The sequence below is a fragment of the Planktothrix mougeotii LEGE 06226 genome (assembly GCF_015207485.1).
Classification (GTDB): Bacteria; Cyanobacteriota; Cyanobacteriia; order Cyanobacteriales; family Microcoleaceae; genus Planktothrix.
This window is the reverse complement of the sequence record NZ_JADEWU010000013.1, coordinates 23,827-41,758: the sequence shown is the minus strand read 5'-3', so window position 1 is coordinate 41,758 and position 17,932 is coordinate 23,827. Positions and strand designations below refer to the sequence as shown.

Below are 17,932 nucleotides of genomic sequence, written 5' to 3'. Positions count from 1 at the left end.
AAGGGGAATAGAGCAACCGTTTAGGGTATCGGGTGAGAATGATCTAAAAATCGTTCATCTAATTTAGCCAATAATGCCCCCACTGTTTCAGCCATAATACTAACTAATCGATAAAAAGCGATGACACTTAATAAAATCGGGGCAGAAAATTGGTGACTCAATAAGGCTAAAGCCGTTGCTTCAAAAACCCCTAATCCTCCCGGTGCGCCGGGAATTAGTAACCCTAATAACCAAGAAAAACTATAAGCTCCCAATAACAACGAAATTTGATTAAAATGTACGCTCTGGAAAGCTAATAAAACAAACATAAACCCTGACCATCTTAATAAAATAAACCCCACTTCTCCCAACAAAGGTCTGAAGGGGTAATGGTCTAATTGACAAGAGGGTTGTTCAGGAAGTTCAGAAAGTTTATTTTTAAATTTTGACTTTTCTAAAAATCTCAGAATCGGGTTTAAAATAATAGGATGAATCCCAATACCCAGAGCAATTAAAGCTAGAATTTGTAAGATCCAATAGGGACTACGATAGCTAACTAAAGCCACTCCTAATGCTGCCGTTGCCATCATTAAGGGTTCTAATAATACACTTAAAGCAGCAGCTTCTAGGGCAATACCAGTATCCTTCATTGCCACAATTCGCCCATAAAAATGCCAAATATTCCCCGGCAAATATTTAGCAATATTAGTAATTAAATAGAGTTGTAATCCCCAACGAGGTCTAACAGGTTGCTTAAACTCTTTGACAATTCCTAACCACACCCAGGCTGACCAAGTATGAGCAAAAAGCGTTACCACAAGAGCTACGGCAAGATACATCCAGCCTGTTGAGGTAATCTCAATTTCTGAAATTTCTTGCCAATACTTTCTAAAATTTGCAGCCAAGAAAAATAAGGTTCCGCCTACAATCATCCATTTTAAATAAGGCTTAACAAGACCCAGGATGATTTTTATCGGTTTGAGGAAACCCTTGGAGGTTGGACGTTCTGCATCTGAGTTGGGCTGCTGCATTTTAACTTTTGTGGGTTGCATTTTAGAGTTTTAATCGGTGGAATCAAGAAGCAGGTTGATAACTAGAAATGACTCGTCCTACCCCCCGCAACTGTTGAAAATAATACTGAATACAGGCATCCCCTTCTGGTGATAAGACATCTATTTTAATTCCATTTCGACCGTGTTCACGCCCCGAACTATGAATATATTGTCCTTCTGTCAGGTATAATCCAACGTGGGTGGCTTTTTGGGGCGTTCCAAAAAAGATTAAATCCCCAGGGAGAAGACTAGAAAAATCTAAAGGGTGTCGATGGAAGGTTATCGGTTGTGTAAAGGCTTCCTGTTGATACGCATCTCTGGGTATCCAAATTCCCACCGAAGCAAATGCCGCTTGCATTAAACCCGAACAATCATAATCAGGGCCAACTGTGCCTCCCCACAGATAATAATTGGGAGTGTCCATTGCAGCTTGAGTAAACTCAATGACTTGGGGAATTACCGCTTGAATTTCAGCATCGGAGAAAACCGGGGCGTGATAAGGTTGAGTCGCCATCTCTAAATGATTCTGATCACCCGTGCATAACCAAGCTGTATAATCGTCTTCGCAGAGTTGTACTAAAATACTCATTGAACGATTAATCTGATTTTGGGGTTCAGGAAGCCAACGTAAATGACGTCCTTTTCTCGCTTGCGTCGCTAAAGTTTTGCACTCGCTCGAATCATAGAGATCTAAATTCTCTCTACAGATATACTCAATCGAATCTGATAAACATTCAACCATGATAGATGAGTCGATAGAAAAATACACATCCACAGCCAACCCTTAACCGTTAACCCTCAACCATCAACAACAATGACTTTTTTCCATTTCGATGACCAATTAGAAACCCTCGGCAAAGGCATTATAGATGCAACGCGCACACAATTTCCATCTGTAGCGGAAAATCAACTCGCCATGACCTGGTTAGTTTATGACCCCCCCATTTCGGTCAATACCGGAGGGGCCTTAACCCCGGAAGAGTTTTGGAAATATCCTGTTCGTGGATTTCATTATCGGGGAATTGAACGAATTTATCCAGCTAGTATTGTGAAATTGTTTTATTTATTAGCTGTTTTTGAATGGAAAGAGAAGGGGATGTTACGAACAACCCCAGAATTAGAACGGGCGACGAGAGATATGATGATTGATTCGAGTCATGATGCCACCAGTTTAGTCGTTGATGTGTTAACGGGAACCACCAGTGGCCCCGAATTACCTACAGGGCCGTTTGAAACGTGGAAAAGTCAACGCAATTTGGTTAACCGTTATCTGAAAACCCTGAACTGGCCGGAATTTGAATCGATTAATGTTAATCAAAAAACTTGGTGTGATGGCGCCTATGGTCGGGAACGAATTTTTTTAGGAGAATTAATGGAAAATCGCAATATGTTAACCACGAATGCCACAGCAAGATTATTGCATAGTATTATCGGTGGCGTTGCGGTTTCTTCTATGGCTTCGGGTCTGATGATGAAATTAATCAAACGCAGTCTTGACCCCAAAGAGTTAGCAGAAAATCCAGAAAATCAAGTTACGGGTTTTTTGGGGGGTGGACTCCCGAAAACGGCAAAATTGTGGTCAAAAGCAGGTCATACTAGCCAAGTTCGTCATGATGCTGCTTATATTGAACTTCCTTCTGCTCGACCCTCTATATTAGTGGTATTTACAGAAGGAAAAGCTCAAAGTAAAAATCAAGAACTCTTACCTTTTATTTCCCAAAAGGTTGTAGAAGCAATTAAAACCCTTTAAAGCAACTCAGTAATCTTTTAATGTTTCTGTTGTTCCTAAATGAGCAATGGGTAATCAAACAGAGGAATTGTTAGGATTGCTTACTTTTGTCTAAAATTTGCCTCATGTTGCCAAATAAAATCAGCAATTGCTGAATCCTCTGAAAGCAGGGACTCTTCATCTTGAGATTGAAATAGGATAGATTTTTGAATCAAAGGATGATCAATGAACCGCCTTTTTACCCGGTTTGGGATTCCATAGCCATAAACAATATGACCTTGACCTGCTAAGACAATGACCTGAAAATCTGGGTTGTTTTTAACAAAATTTGCGATCGCATCTGCCATAGTTTCATCCCATAGAATTTGAGCTTGGAAAAATCGCTCAAAATTCTCACTATTCCCATGATTTCCTTGATGATATTGTTGATAAATTTCCAATAACATTTCTCGATATTCAGCAGGATTGAGATCAATTTCAGACAAAGGCGGAATATATTGTTGTTCAGATTGTGTTAAACTTTCTAACCCTTCTCGTGCGACTTTGCGGGTGATTTCTGTGGGGGTATTAATGGCTAAAATAGGAATCTTCTGCTGTTGAGCAAATCGTACAATTTCAGCATAATTCTCCCAAGGAAAACCCCAACGTTGATTATATTGACTTTTTTCTATTAATTGGGATTCTGTAATTTCTCCTGTTAAATATTGATTTAAAACAGTTTGATAGGGACGTTGAAACATCTCCATTGCGATCGCGATTTTAGGATTTTGTCGAAATAAAGCTTGAATTAATTGCAATTGAGCTTGATGATCTTTAACATTATTGTGGGTTTCTCCTAAATAAATAATATCCGTTTGGGCAAGCTTTTGCATTAAATTATTGCGATTATTTTGATTAAAAATTGCCGAAGATTCTGATAACGGTGTTGCCAAGCCTTGTTGAGTTAAAGTTGGAAAGCCACACCCTAATAAAACTCCCAAAGAATAACTTAAAGCAGGTTTAAATAAACAAATTTTCATAACAATAATTCAGAAGAAGGAATTGGGAAAAAAGAGGGACAAAAATTTTGATTTTAGTATCAGTCTATATCCTAACTAAAGTCAGTGATCAAACCCGAATTTTCTTAATCTGATCTCAAGTTAATGATCCCCCCTAACCTCCCTTAAAAAAGGGGGAACAAGAGATCTAAGTCCCATTTTTTTAGTAAGAAATATCCTACTTAACCCTGCTAAAAAAGGGGATAAAGATCCTACCAAGTCCCCCTTTTTAAGGGAGATTTAGGGGGATCTAATCTCGGCTGTAATCAAATAAAAACTAAGCATTTAACTTAATGACTCCACAGCCTAAACGTCCGCCTCCAGCACCACCTTTTACTCCCGTTGTACCTTGATCTTCATCCACATGAACAATAAATGCGCTACCATCTTGATCAAATAAACTTAATGGCCCTGGGGATATACTCACCCGATTTGTGGTGTAAGTTAACACGGCTTTTCCATTCGCATCTGCCACTAAATTGGGTAAATCTCCCATGTGAAACGGATGGTTAGCATCAGGATTTGTGTCTCCAAAAGGCCCTGGATCAAAATGACCACCAGCCGCGTTAAAATCGGGTTCACAACTGCCTTTTTGATGAATATGAAAGCCATGTTTTGTATTAGGAGGTAAACCGCTAATTTCGGCTTGAACCTGAACTAATGGTAAAATATTGTCGGTTTGAATTTGCGTTAAGGTTACTGTTCCTGATAACTGTGATTCTGAAGTTCCCTGAACAGCAGCCTGAGCTTTTAAAGCATTAGTCGCTTCTGAAATATTGGGTTGAGTACAACTTACTAGAAACACCAAGATTAATAAACATCCCCAGAAAAGAGAATTGATCTTTTTTAGGATTGCCATGGGATTTTCTCATCAAGAATAATGTTAGTTTATCATATTAAATCTGATTTAAACAAAGGATAGGGGGTAATACCTATTTAACCCCCTAGTAAGTCTTAGGTTTTTCTGTATTATTTACTAATCCGAATTTGTTCTCTGGAGTTAACGACCTCTGTAAAATAATCTTGAATTAACTTCGGGTCAACAGTTATAATTCCCTGGGGGCCAAACCAACGATTAACAAGTTCAACAGAACTCGCTTCTCCATCCAGATAACCTTGCATGAGTCGGATAATTGAATAGTTGACAATATCCAAGAATTTAGAGTTATTTTCAGGAACAATACAAGCAATTCCTTCTCGATTATAAGGTTGATTAACGGTGGTCATAAACGCATTCGGCTGGCTGACAGTTTGACGATATCCTTCTAAAGCAATCATATCGGATGCTAAAGCATCAATACTTCCCGAATTAACAGCTTTAAATCCTTCTTCTAAGGTAGAAATTGGAACAAAGGTTGCATTAGGTTGAACCAATTTAATCACCTGTTCTGCAATCGTTTTCGGTAACACACCAATGCGTTTACCTTGTAAAGATTCGGGCGAACCTAAACCACTTCCTGCTTTTAATAAAAGGGTTGTACCACTTCTGGCTAAAGGCACAGAGAAATCAACAAATAAATCCCGATTCCAAGTAAAACCCACATTACAAGCTAAATCAATTTCTTGGCTCTCCATCTTTGCCATTCCGTCTTCAGGAGTGATGGTAACAAAATCAATTTGAATCGGTCGCCCTAATTGTTCTTCAACTCTGGCTTTAATTAAATTCACTAAATCTACAGAATAACCGACTAATTGCCCTTTATCATTGACATAAGATAAAGGAACGGCTTCCGTTAAAGTTCCAACGGTTAAAGTTCCTGTCCGCGCCGCCCGTTCTAAAACGGTTTCTGCATGACTTGTTAAGGAAAAACCAAACGTTAATCCTAAACTCATTAACACGGTCAAGACTGGTCTTTTAATCATGGATACTCCTCTAAAATCAGGTTAACGTGATGGAAAATAATTGTAGAATTATAGCAAACTCTTGCAATATGAGATATAATCCTGATAGAAAACAGATTGACCGGAAAATATACCACCCAGTAAAAATAACGACATGAAAATTAAAACAGCAACCGGATTTGTCGGTTTTATCTTATCTCTTTCAGCCTTAAATGTTGCTGCCGCAGAAGCTACAACTGCATCTCCATCTTCTGAACAATCTGTGACCACTATTGAACAACGGTTGTCTCGGTTATCGGCTACGGTGAAAGCTCAACAAGAACAACTCTCTGAATTGGCACAATTACCCCCAAATATCGGCATTGGCCTAGGTTGGGCTAATGGTAACGGTCGAGGCTGGGTAAATGGTCGTGGTGGTGGAGGCTGGGTAAATGGTCGTGGTGGTGGAGGTTGGGCTGATGGGGGCGGTTTCTTTAATCGCCGTTAGAGTTTAGGGAATCAGGCTTAGGGCCTTAAGTCTTAGCCTGGTTACTGAATTGCGATTGTACTCGGTTTCATTTTATATTTTTGGTATGATTCCCGATTTTAATCTTGCTGATTTTGGGCCAATTAATTTAGTTGTTCTGCAAACAACATCCTTCTGTAATTTAGATTGTGATTATTGTTATTTACCCCATCGAGAACAAAAAAATCAATTATCTTTAGATTTAATTCATCCAATTTTTAAAACCATTCTCACTAGCCCATTTGTACAACGAGATTTTACAGTTTGTTGGCACGCAGGAGAACCTCTGGCTGTTCCGATTTCTTTTTATGAATCAGCTTTTGAATTAATTGAAGAAGCGAGTCAAATCTATAATCCTAAATCCTATAAAATCTGGCAATCCGTTCAAACCAATGCCACCTTAATTAATCAAAAATGGTGTGATTTATTTAAAAAACATGATGTATTAGTTGGCGTGAGTCTTGATGGCCCTGATTTTATCCATGATGCTCATCGTAAAACCCGTAAAGGCACAGGAAGTCATCAGAGTGCGATGCGGGGAATTTCACTATTACAAAAAAATGATATTCCGGTTTATCTTATTACTGTCCTCACGGAACAATCTTTAGATTATCCTGATGAAATCTTTAACTTTTTTATCGAAAATAATCTTACTGATGTGGGGTTTAATTTAGAAGAAACAGAAGGAATTCATCAATCTTCTTCCCTAGCCAACCGAGAACTTGAAAACCGATATAAAGCTTTTATTAAACGAATCTGGGATTTAACCGCCGAAAACCAAGGACAATTTAAAATCCGAGAATTTGAAAACCTCGGTAGCGTTATTTATAATGATTGTCGTTTAGATAAAACCGATATGAATTCTCCCTTTGTGATTGTCAGTGTTGATTATCAAGGGAATTTTTCAACCTTTGACCCCGAATTATTATCGGTTAAAACCAAAGACTATGGAGATTTTATTTTAGGTCATGTATTAACCGATAGTTTGGAGTCGGTTTGTGCTACAGAAAAATTCCGTAAAATTTATCACGATATGAAAGCCGGAGTAGAACAATGTCAGCAAACCTGTCAATATTTCGGAGTTTGTGGGGGTGGCGCAGGAAGTAACAAATATTGGGAAAATGGAACCTTTACTTCTACAGAAACCCATGCTTGTCGTTATCGGACTCAAATTATTACAGATGTTATTTTAGAGGAATTAGAAAAAATCTATCATATATAGCAGGGAACAGGGAACAGGGAACAGGGAACAGGGAATAAGAATTTAGTAGAGACGCGCCATGTAGAGACGCGCCATGGCGCGTCTCTACAGCTTTAATGCGTAGAGGTATATTTTATTTAAAAATTAAAAAGTTGAACCCCTCTCCTAGCTAGAGAAGGGTTGGGGAAAGGGTCATACAATTTTCTTGAAGAGAAACAAGGAAACAGCCCTGGGCTTATTTACAAAACTCAAATTGAGCGATTTCTTTGGGTAAAGCTGGAGCATGGGGAACTTTAACTCCTTTGGGGGCTAAAATACCAATTCCATAAACACAGCCATCTTTAGCACTACAGGTGGCCATATTGAGATTGAGTTCATAATCTTTGAATTCGGGGGGTTTAAAAGTCATGACCGATAAGGTATCTTTCTCCGACTGTAAAACTTCTCCGCCGAGGGTTTTAATACTCAAATTCACGTCGCTACAATTTTCGTCACAATAGCCGACAAATAAATATTCTATAGAAGGGTCAAGCCGCATGGTTAAAGGGGCGTTGGCTTTCGGTGGCCCCTTGCGAACAACGGGCCAAAATGCCAATTCATAACCGTCTCTTCCCGCCTCCTTAACGACTTCTTTGAGTTTACAAACCACTGTTTTCTCGTCTGCGGTGAGTTCCTTAGCAACCGCAGCCCCCAGGAACACTGTACCTAACAGCAGCGCAAATCCAGGCCCGATTAAATGTTTGCTATTCATCGATAATTTTTGGGAAGGGATGGTATGTCGCAAAATTAGAAATATCAGGAGGATATCATATTTTTGCTTCGTTGTTGATAGCATTATGGGCTTTTAAGTCATCAATTGTAAATAAGCGATGAAATTCTAAGCCTTCCGCCGCGTAAAGTTCCCCGCCTCCCTGTTGTCGGTCTACTAAGGCAATAATATGATTTACCGCATAACCCGCATCTTGGAGGCGTTTAACGGCTTTCATCGCCGACTGTCCCGTTGTCACCACATCTTCTAAAACCACCACTGGAGTTCCGGGGGGTAAGGTTGGCCCTTCAATATACGCTTGGGTTCCGTGTCCTTTGGCTTCCTTACGAATAATTAAAGCAAAAACCGATTGATTTTGATATGCTGAAACCACACTCACCGCCGAAACAATAGGGTCAGCACCCAGGGTTAATCCGGCGACGGCTTGGGTATTTTCGGGTAACATTGCTAATAATAAACGGCCGATGGCTAAAGCGCCTTGAGGGTGGAGAGTGACTTGTTTACAATTAATATAATAGGAACTCTGTTGACCTGAAGAGAGGACAAAATCTCCTTCTTTGTAGGCTAACTGACACAATAAATCCAGTAGCCATTGTCGCAAAGTGGTTAAGTCCGTTGTGGTGACAGACTCGTTTAAAGTGACTTGCTGTTGTTGTTGATTCATTGATGATGAGAAAGGATTTAGTTCATGATTTTAGTCTACAGGAAAAATGACATCCTTTTATAAAAATTTATGATTTTTGATCAAGATCAATAGTTGCCACTTCCTCCAAATTATAATAGGATGTATCCAGGTTTCTCTGGATTGGCTTAAGATATGAATCGCAAACAAACGGGTGGCTTCAACTTGCAACTATTCCAGCGAATTCCGGTTTTGTTCACGACCCGGATTATTTTTCCCACAACCCTCTTCATTTGCCTATTTCCTTCTACGATAACAGCCCAAATTATTCCCGCCCAGGATGGAACCGGAACCCAAGTTACGCCTCAAGGAAATCAGTTTAATATTAATGGGGGCCGTTTATCGGGAGACGGTGCAAATTTATTTCATAGTTTTGAAAAGTTGGGATTATCTCAAGGAGAAATTCTCAATTTTATTTCTAATCCCACGATTCAAAATATCTTAGGACGAGTCACCGGAGGAGACGCTTCTTTTATTAATGGATTAATTCAAGTAACTGGGGGAAATTCTAACCTATTTTTAATCAATCCCGCCGGAATTGTCTTTGGAGAAAACGCTAGTTTAAATATTCCCGCCTCTTTTACCGCTACGACGGCCAGTTCTATCGGATTTGGGAATCAGAATTGGTTTCAAGCATTAGGTGAAAATCAATGGCAAACCTTAGTCGGAACTCCTAGGGATTTTGTCTTTAATTCTGAAAATCCAGGGAGTTTAGTTAATTTAGGAAATCTTACGGTTTCCCCCGGAGAAAATATTACCATATTAGCGGGAACGGTTCTCAATACCGGAACAATATCCGCACCAGGGGGAGAAATTACCATTGCTGCGGTGACGGGGGAAAATTTAGTTAGAATTTCCCAAGATGGACATTTATTAAATTTAGAATTAACCTCAGATATTCCTCAAAATTCCCCCAGTTTTACCCCGCTATCCTTACCCGAATTATTAACGGGAGGAAACTCAGGAAATGCAAATCAAGTTCAAGTCAATGAACAAGGACAGGTAATTTTAACAGCTTCAGGGGTTGCGGTTCCGACAGAACCCGGAACCACGATTTTATCAGGAAGAATTGATGTGAGTTCTCCCACCCAAACCGGGGGAAATCTTCAATTAGCGGGAGAAAAAATCGGACTAATTAATAGTACGTTAGACGCATCGGGGTTAACCGGAGGAGGAACAGTTTTAATTGGGGGGGACTATAAAGGATTAGGCGATTTCCCCACATCTGAAAAAACCTTTATTAGTTCCGATTCTTTTGTGAATGCTAATGCTTTAGCAACAGGGAATGGCGGTGAAGTTATTGTTTGGTCTGAAGATTTAACTCAAGTTTATGGTTTAATTCAAGTTCGGGGAGGAACACAAAATGGCAATGGCGGATTTGTTGAAACCAGTAGTCGCGGTATTTTAGAGATTAACACGACACCCGATATTGCAGCACCTTCTGGGTTAGGGGGAACGTGGTTACTTGACCCGAATAATATTGATATTGTCGATGATACTCAGGGAAATACAAACCTGAATGAAAATTTTTTATCAACAGGTGAATTATTATTTAATACCACTGATGATAATGCTCGGTTAAGTGTATTTGTATTACGGTCTGCTTTAACCGAAGGAAATGTAATTGTAGAAACGGGAGATGAGGGAAATAATTCCCAAGATGGGAATATTACATTTCAAACTTCCTTAGATTTTGATGGAATTGGAGATGACCGAAGCTTAACATTAAATGCAGCCGGAAATATTATTTTAGATGGACAAACCATTAGTGATAGTAACCCCGGTGATAGTGATCAATTAAGTCTTAATTTTAATGCCGATTTTGAAAATAATAATAATGGTTCTGTTTTTATTCGTAACGCTATAATTGATACAAACGGGGGAGATTTTACCGCAACAGGTCGAGGAAATCCGACTTTTCGGTCTGGGGTTTTGATAGATAATAGCCAACTGAATACCCTGGGAGGAAATATTAACCTTGAGGGAATTGCCGTTGATAACTTACCCTTTAATCATGGGATTTTATTAACCAATAGTAGCTTAAATTCTGCCAATGGAAATGTTACCTTAACGGGAACCAGTGGCGCACAAACTGATACCAATATGGGGGTATGGTTAGAACAATCTACCATTAACTCAGACGCAGGTAGTATTAATATTTTAGGGAATAGTCAAGGAAGTCAAACCAATAATATTGGGATTTTACTCAATAATAATTCTACCTTACAAAGTACAACGGGAAATATTAGCTTAATCGGAAGCAGTGACAATGGCTTAAATAGTTTTGGAGTAAATTTAAACCAAAGCCAGATTTTAACCATTGATGGCACAATTCAACTGACAGGAACTTCCGCCGGAAGTGATGGGAGTGTAGGAATTTATGTCAGTGAGAGTAATATTGCTTCAACGGGAACCGGAATTATTGATTTGCGCGGCAATAATAACGCCACTGGGGATAATAATGATGGAATTTCTCTATTAAATAACGGACTTATTTTTTCGGCTGGAACTGGAAGAATTAATCTATCCGGGGTGAGTGGTGAGGGGAATAATAGCGAGGGAATTTTTATTGCTAATGGACAAATACAAACTCTGGATGGAGATGTTTCAATTCAAGGTTTAGGACGAGGTGCAAATACAAGTCCGGGGATTTTTATTGGGGGGGGAGGCGAAATTATTTCTAGTGGAATTGGTAATATTAGTTTAGATGGATTAAGTAATGCAACAGGGAGTGGGAGTCATGGGATTTCCTTATTTGGAGATGCAAACCTTACCGCAAAAACAACAGGAAATATTACCCTGGTTGGAAGCAGTAGTCCTACCACCAATAGTCAAGGTATTTTTATTCTCGATAACCCTATTCTTCAAGTTAGTAATGGAAATCTGAATTTAACAGGAGTGAGTACAGCACCGTTTAACGGACAGGGTATTTTATTAGGAAATAGTTTTCTAACTTCATCAGGAACAGGAACCATTAATTTAAGTGGAACTGGGAATGGCACTGGGGGGGATAGTAATGGGATTCTTTTAATTAATGCTGCACAAATTAATAGTTTAAGCAGTGGGGATATTAATTTACAAGGTCGTGGTGCTGCGGTTCCTGATAGTGAAGGGATAGGAATTTTTCAAGGAAGTCAAATTCAAACCAATACGGGGTCAATTTTAATCGATGGGGTGAATAATGGTGAGAATACCAGCAGTGTTATTATTGGAGATAATACCCCCATTACAACCACAGGTTCAGGAAGGATTACTATATCAGGAAATCAGGATTTATTCATCAGTTCCTTAACCAATTCAGGGGGTGCAATTAATCTCCAAAGTAGCGAAGGAAGTATTAATAGTAGTTTTGGAACTCTGGATAGTAGTTCGGCTGTTGGGAATGGGGGAACTGTTACTATTGATGCGGCGGGTAATATTAGTATTGCGAGTATTAATTCCAGCACAACTGCAAATTCTGGTAATACTCAAGCGGGAAGCGTCACCCTGACTTCTGCCAATGATACGGTAACAATTACTAATAATATTAATGCTTCAGCAACCACAGGTCAAGGCAATAATATTACGATTTCTGCACCTGTTCAACTGACCCAACCCACCACTACTTTGAATACCGTAGGGAGTACCAGTAGTGGGGATATTATTTTTAATAATACTGTTAATGGAACTACACCGGGAAGCAATAGTTTAATTTTGCAAGCGGGAACGGGAACGGTCAGTTTTAATGATAGTGTGGGGAATATCAACTCCCTGAATGGTTTAACGATAACGGGGGGTAATATTAATAGTATCGCACCGATTAATATTGCTACTTCTGGATTAACCATTAATGCCAGTGGAGCGGTTAATTTAGCTGATATTTTAGCGAATAATGGCGGAATTATCAATATTTTAGCAACGGGAAATATTACAACTCAGGATATTATTACTGAGGGTGAAACCATTACTTTAAGCAGTAGTAACGGTGATATTAATACCCAAAACGGACTTCTAAACAGTGGGTCTAGTAATAATAATGGTGGAAACCAAATTATCAACGCATCGGGAACGGTTACGTTAGGAGAAATTAATACCACTACCACCTTTAGTTCGAGTAATAGTCAAGCGGGAACTCTGGATATTACATCGGGAAATAATACCATTAGTTTAACCGGAGATATTAATACTTCTGCAACCCAAGGTCAGGGAAGTGATGTGAATTTTAATACCAATGTTGTTATTTCCCAGGATAATGTAACGATAACAACAACCGGAAATAATAGCAGTGGTAATGTTACCTTTAATGGAACTGTAAATGGGGGTCGTGATAATAATGCTGGGAGTAATAGTTTAACCTTACAAACGGGAGAGGGAGATGTTAATTTTAATCAAGCGGTCGGCGATAGCATTCCTCTACAAAATTTAACCCTAAATAGCGGAACTGTTGTTACTCAGTCCCCGGTTACGGTTGAGAATGGGGGAATTAATATTACCGCAACGGAGGATGTTACGTTTAACGATACGGTGACAACGAATAATAATAGTCCCGTAGATGTTGTCGCCGAGGGAGACATTACCACAAGGGATATTATTAGTAATGGAGAACGAATTGCGCTCACCAGTAATACGGGAAATATTAATACAACGGCGGGTATTCTTAATAGTAGCTCTACCACCGAAGATGGGGGAGAAATTAACCTGAATGCGGCTCAAAATTTAACCGTTGGTGAAATAACAACCCGAACTGAGTCTAATTTAGGAACTTCTCAAGCTGGAACCTTGACTCTCGCCGGAAATAGTATCACGTTAACCAATAATATTGATACGTCTGCGACTATTGGGTCGGGTAATAATATTACGTTTAATTCTCCGGTTATTTTAGATGGGGATACCGTTACTTTAACCACATCGGGAACCGCAGGAAGTGGAAATGTTACCTTTAATAATACCGTTGATAGTAATACGCCAGGAAATTCTAATTTAACTATTCAAGCCGGGACGGGAACGGTTAGCGTTAATGAAACAATAGGTGGAACGAATACCCTGAATGGGTTAACTGTTAATAGTGGAGATATGAATAGTAATGCTGCTATTACTGTTGAAGCAGGAGGGGTTAATCTTAATAGTAGTGGAAGTGTTAATTTAACTGCACCTATCACCACAAGCCAAACCGGAACGATTAATATTAATGCTGAAAATAATATTACTACTACTGACCTAACTACCCAAGGTCAAGATATTAACCTCAATAGTAATACCGGAACTATTGATAGCAGTTTAGGAACCCTTAATACCAGTTCAACGAATAGCGATGGCGGTGATATTAATATGACGACAAGTACAGACGCGCCAGGGCGCGTCTCTCTCGGTGAAATTAACACCAGTACCCAAACCAACCAAGGGGGAACCCTAAATGTTAGTGGTGAAACTATTGCGTTAACCGGAAATATTAATACCTCTGGAAATAACGGAACTGGGAGTAATGTAACCTTTAATAACCCCGTTGAAGTTACTCAACCTGTTAATATCAAGACTTCTGGAACATCGGGAAGTGGTAACATTACCTTTAACACTACCGTTAATAGTATTCCTGCTGATAATAACGGTTTAACATTGCAAGCGGGAACCGGAAATATCCAATTTAATAATAGCGTAACCGTTGGCGGATTAGATATTACGGCTGGAACCGTTAATAGTACCTCTCCCATTACCGTTAATACCGGAGATTTTATCATTAATTCCAGTGATACTGTCACCCTTCCCCAAGATATTACCACCACAAATAGCAGTGAAATTCAAATTACCGCAACTAATAATATTGTAACCGGAAATCTCACCACCAACGGTCAACCTATTACCCTCAATAGTTCCAACGGAAATATTACAACAAACCCCGGAACTCTCAATACCAGTTCCGAAAATAATGGCGGTGCTATTACCATTAATACCCCAGGAACTCTCAACTTAGGCGGCGTTAATACCAGTACCAATAACGGTCAAGCTGGAACCCTCAATATCAATACTCAAAATAATCCAATTATTTTAAATAACGATATCAATACCTCTGCGAGTAATGGTGCTGGAAGTCAACAACAATATAATAGTCCCCTTCAACTCGCATCCCCTAATATTACCCTAACTTCATCTGGTAGTAATAGCAGTGGAAATATTAGTTTTAATTTTCCGGTAAATGGGAATAGCAATTTAACCGTTAACGCTGGAAGTGGTAATCTTACGTTCTCAACCGTTGGTGATAGTAACCCCCTCTCTAGTTTACAAGTCAATACCACTGGACTAACAACCCTACAAGGCAATTTAACGACTAATAATAGTGTTGATTTTAGTAATGCTTCAGGGGGAACCCAACTCGCCAATAATATCAGTATTAATACCGCCGCCAATAATGGCGATATTCTATTTAATAATAGTCCGATAACAGGTTCCCAAACCCTAACTCTTAATGCAGGAAGTGGAACCATTTCTCTGAATACCGTTGGTAATAATAATAACCCCGTAAGCGGATTAATTTTCCAACAAGCAAACGCCGTTAACCTGTTTGGCGATATCTACACCAGCAGTGGACTCGATTTCTCTTCCGTAAATACCGTAAATATTGCTGGAAATCAAGTTACATTAAACACCAGTATTGGTAACGGGGCGATTAACTTCCTCGGCTCAACCCTAACAGGTCAAGGAAATTTAACTCTCACAGCCGGAAACAATGATGTAAATTTAGATACCTTTAATTCCGAAACACCCCTCAACGGTTTAGGCATTACCGCCAGAACCGTCCAAGCCAATGCTCCCATTACCGTAGGGTCAGGGGGACTTAATATTAATGCGAGTAATATTGTTACCCTAACGGGCAATATCCTCAGTAATAGTACGGTTGCAATTACAGCCACTAACGACATTAATACCCGTGACATTACGGCTTCTCAGGGTATCATATTTAACAGCCGCAACGGGAATATTACGGTTAATTCCCTGAACACTTCATCCCCCAATGCTAACGCTGGGGAGATTACCTTAAATACCCCCCAAGGGAATATTACCACCAACAGCCTGAATAGTTCATCTCCCAATAGTCAAGGTGGGGAGATCACCCTAAGTAGCCCTATTGGAACCGTTACAACGGGAAATATACTGACATCAGGCTTAACTGGCGGTAACATTAGTGTCAATGCACAAATCAGTATTACGACCGGACAAATAAACACCCAAGGCCAAACCCAAGCAGGTAACGTATTCCTCGACCCCATCAACGATGTCCAGGTTGAATATATTAATGCAGAATCCCCCAATGGTCGTGGTGGTAACGTTTTTGTTGAATCAACGCAAGGCTACTTCCGTGCTACTAATTCCTTCCCCACCTTATTTTCCCCAACGGGAACCGCCAGTATCTCGACGGCTGGTCGCCTCGGTAGCGGTTCTATTACCATTCGTCATGCTGGCGGGCCACTTAATTCCCCCGTCGCTTCCTTTGAAATCAAAGGTAACTTAACTGTCAATGGAACCGCCGCCACGATTACAACGGGTGATTTTAGCATTCTCCCCCCGCAAAGCTTTGAGGGTTCATTTACATTAGGAAATATTGCCATTCAAACTGATGACGCGCCGAATATTCCTCCCAGTCAAAATCCCACCCAGGGGAATACCGGAGTTATTATTCAACAAAATATATCAATTCCTCCGAACAAAGTGCAAGTACAAGATGCAATTCTTCCAAAATTAATCGGTAATTCGAGTTACCCTTCCCTCCCCCAAGAATTTTTATCAACCGTAGATGTTGCCTTTGATTTTAATAATTTAGATTCAACTTTTCTCTTATTAGAACAATTTAGAAATCAAGAATTTGAACAATATTTAGGAGTGAAATCAACTTTATTAGACCGTTTAGAAGTTCAACAACGCTTAAAAGAATTGGAACTAAAAACCCAACAAGTTTATGCGATTGTTTATATCGTTTCCCGTGAAGACCAATTAGAAATTATTGTGGTTCCTTCCTCCGGTGAACCGTTGCGACATAGTGTTCCTGAAGCGACACGAGAAAAATTATTCCCCATTGTTCGAGAACTCCAAAGCGAAATTACCAACCCCCGAAAACGTAATACTGTGAGTTATCAAGCTCCGGCTCAACAACTTTATGAATGGATGATTCAACCCATAGCAGACGATTTACAAAAATTAGGGGTTTCTACGATTCTTTTTTCCCTCGACCCCGGTTTACGCAGTTTACCGATAGCAGCATTATGGGATGGTCAGCAATTTTTAGTTGAAAAATATGCGATTAGTTTAATTCCCAGTACCAGTTTAATTGACTTTCGATATCAACCCATTGGTGAAGCCGAAGTCTTAGCAATGGGAGCGAGTCAATTTCAACAACAAAATCCTTTACCTGCGGTTCCTGTCGAATTAGAAAATATTATTGATATTTGGCCCGGTGAAGAATTTTTAAACGAAAGATTCACCCTCGAAAATTTGAAATCCCAACGTCGCTTATCTAATTTTGACGTGATTCATTTAGCCACTCACGCTGATTTTAAAGCGGGATCTCCCAGTAATTCTTATATTCAATTATGGAATGAAAAATTACCCCTAACAGAATTACCCAGCTTAAATTTAGATAATCCAACGGTAGAATTGTTAACTTTAAGTGCTTGTCGAACCGCTTTAGGAGATCGACGTTCAGAATTAGGATTTGCGGGGTTAGCAGTGCAAGCCGGGGTTAAATCAGCTTTAGCCAGTTTATGGTATGTGAGCGACCAAGGAACGTTAGCATTAATGAGTGAATTTTATCAAGATTTAAAACAAGCTCCCATTAAAGCCATTGCGTTACAAACTGCACAAATTGATATGATTCAAGAAAAAACTCGCCTCGAAAATGATCAATTAATTACCAGCTTTGGCACAATTCCCCTTCCTAATGATCTCGCAGGAAGCAATATTACCAGCCTATCCCATCCCTATTATTGGTCAGGATTTACCCTAATTGGAAGTCCCTGGTAATCAGTTATCAGTGTAGAGACGTGCCATGGCGCGTCTGTACCAGTTATCAGTTATCAGTTATCAGTGTAGAGACGTGCCATGGCGCGTCTGTACCAGTTATCAGTTATCAGTGTAGAGACGTGCCATGGCGCGTCTGTACCAGTTATCA

Annotated in this window: 11 protein-coding genes; 4 read left to right on the top strand and 7 right to left on the bottom strand. The window is 39.6% G+C overall.

Annotated features, from left to right (window positions below):
* Positions 1-20 precede the first annotated feature (20 nt).
* Together IQ236_RS08125 and IQ236_RS08120 are read right to left on the bottom strand one after the other, a co-directional pair.
* On the bottom strand, positions 21-1,031 hold the full coding sequence (locus IQ236_RS08125) for a lysylphosphatidylglycerol synthase transmembrane domain-containing protein (RefSeq protein ID WP_228041490.1): 1,011 nt from the start codon (positions 1,029-1,031) through the stop codon (positions 21-23).
* A gap of 22 nt (positions 1,032-1,053) precedes the next feature.
* Positions 1,054-1,773 (bottom strand): C40 family peptidase, encoded by a 720-nt coding sequence (locus tag IQ236_RS08120; protein WP_193868799.1) that lies wholly within the window; start codon positions 1,771-1,773, stop codon positions 1,054-1,056.
* 72 nt (positions 1,774-1,845) lie between these two features.
* Between IQ236_RS08120 and IQ236_RS08115 the strand changes: the two genes are divergently transcribed.
* Positions 1,846-2,781, top strand: a complete 936-nt coding sequence (locus IQ236_RS08115; RefSeq protein WP_190516885.1) for a serine hydrolase — start codon at positions 1,846-1,848, stop codon at positions 2,779-2,781.
* A gap of 80 nt (positions 2,782-2,861) precedes the next feature.
* Here the strand turns inward: IQ236_RS08115 and IQ236_RS08110 are convergent, their stop codons facing one another.
* From IQ236_RS08110 to grrP, 3 genes are all read right to left on the bottom strand, one after another.
* Positions 2,862-3,779, bottom strand: coding sequence for a ChaN family lipoprotein (locus IQ236_RS08110; protein ID WP_193868798.1), 918 nt, complete (start codon positions 3,777-3,779; stop codon positions 2,862-2,864).
* A gap of 295 nt (positions 3,780-4,074) precedes the next feature.
* On the bottom strand, positions 4,075-4,656 hold the full coding sequence (locus tag IQ236_RS08105) for a superoxide dismutase family protein (RefSeq protein ID WP_193868797.1): 582 nt from the start codon (positions 4,654-4,656) through the stop codon (positions 4,075-4,077).
* Positions 4,657-4,766: 110 nt separating this feature from the next.
* The gene (gene grrP, locus IQ236_RS08100; RefSeq protein ID WP_193868796.1) at positions 4,767-5,660 is read right to left on the bottom strand and encodes an extracellular substrate binding-like orphan protein GrrP; all 894 of its coding nucleotides are present in this window, start codon (positions 5,658-5,660) and stop codon (positions 4,767-4,769) included.
* A gap of 133 nt (positions 5,661-5,793) precedes the next feature.
* Between grrP and grrA the strand changes: the two genes are divergently transcribed.
* Positions 5,794-6,126 carry a GrrA/OscA1 family cyclophane-containing rSAM-modified RiPP gene (gene grrA, locus IQ236_RS08095; protein WP_193868795.1) on the top strand — a complete coding sequence of 111 codons (333 nt, stop codon included), beginning with the start codon at positions 5,794-5,796 and terminating at the stop codon, positions 6,124-6,126.
* Between the two features lie 85 nt (positions 6,127-6,211).
* The gene (grrM, locus tag IQ236_RS08090) at positions 6,212-7,366 is read left to right on the top strand and encodes a cyclophane-forming radical SAM/SPASM peptide maturase GrrM/OscB (protein WP_193868794.1); all 1,155 of its coding nucleotides are present in this window, start codon (positions 6,212-6,214) and stop codon (positions 7,364-7,366) included.
* Positions 7,367-7,580: 214 nt separating this feature from the next.
* Here the strand turns inward: grrM and IQ236_RS08085 are convergent, their stop codons facing one another.
* Positions 7,581-8,096, bottom strand: a complete 516-nt coding sequence (locus IQ236_RS08085) for a hypothetical protein (RefSeq protein WP_193868793.1) — start codon at positions 8,094-8,096, stop codon at positions 7,581-7,583.
* A gap of 55 nt (positions 8,097-8,151) precedes the next feature.
* Positions 8,152-8,778 carry an orotate phosphoribosyltransferase gene (gene pyrE / locus IQ236_RS08080; protein ID WP_193868792.1) on the bottom strand — a complete coding sequence of 209 codons (627 nt, stop codon included), beginning with the start codon at positions 8,776-8,778 and terminating at the stop codon, positions 8,152-8,154.
* A gap of 153 nt (positions 8,779-8,931) precedes the next feature.
* On the opposite strand from pyrE, the gene IQ236_RS08075 reads away from it, so the two are divergent.
* Complete coding sequence (locus tag IQ236_RS08075) at positions 8,932-17,784, top strand: CHAT domain-containing protein (protein ID WP_193868791.1); 8,853 nt, start codon at positions 8,932-8,934, stop codon at positions 17,782-17,784.
* Positions 17,785-17,932 lie beyond the last annotated feature (148 nt).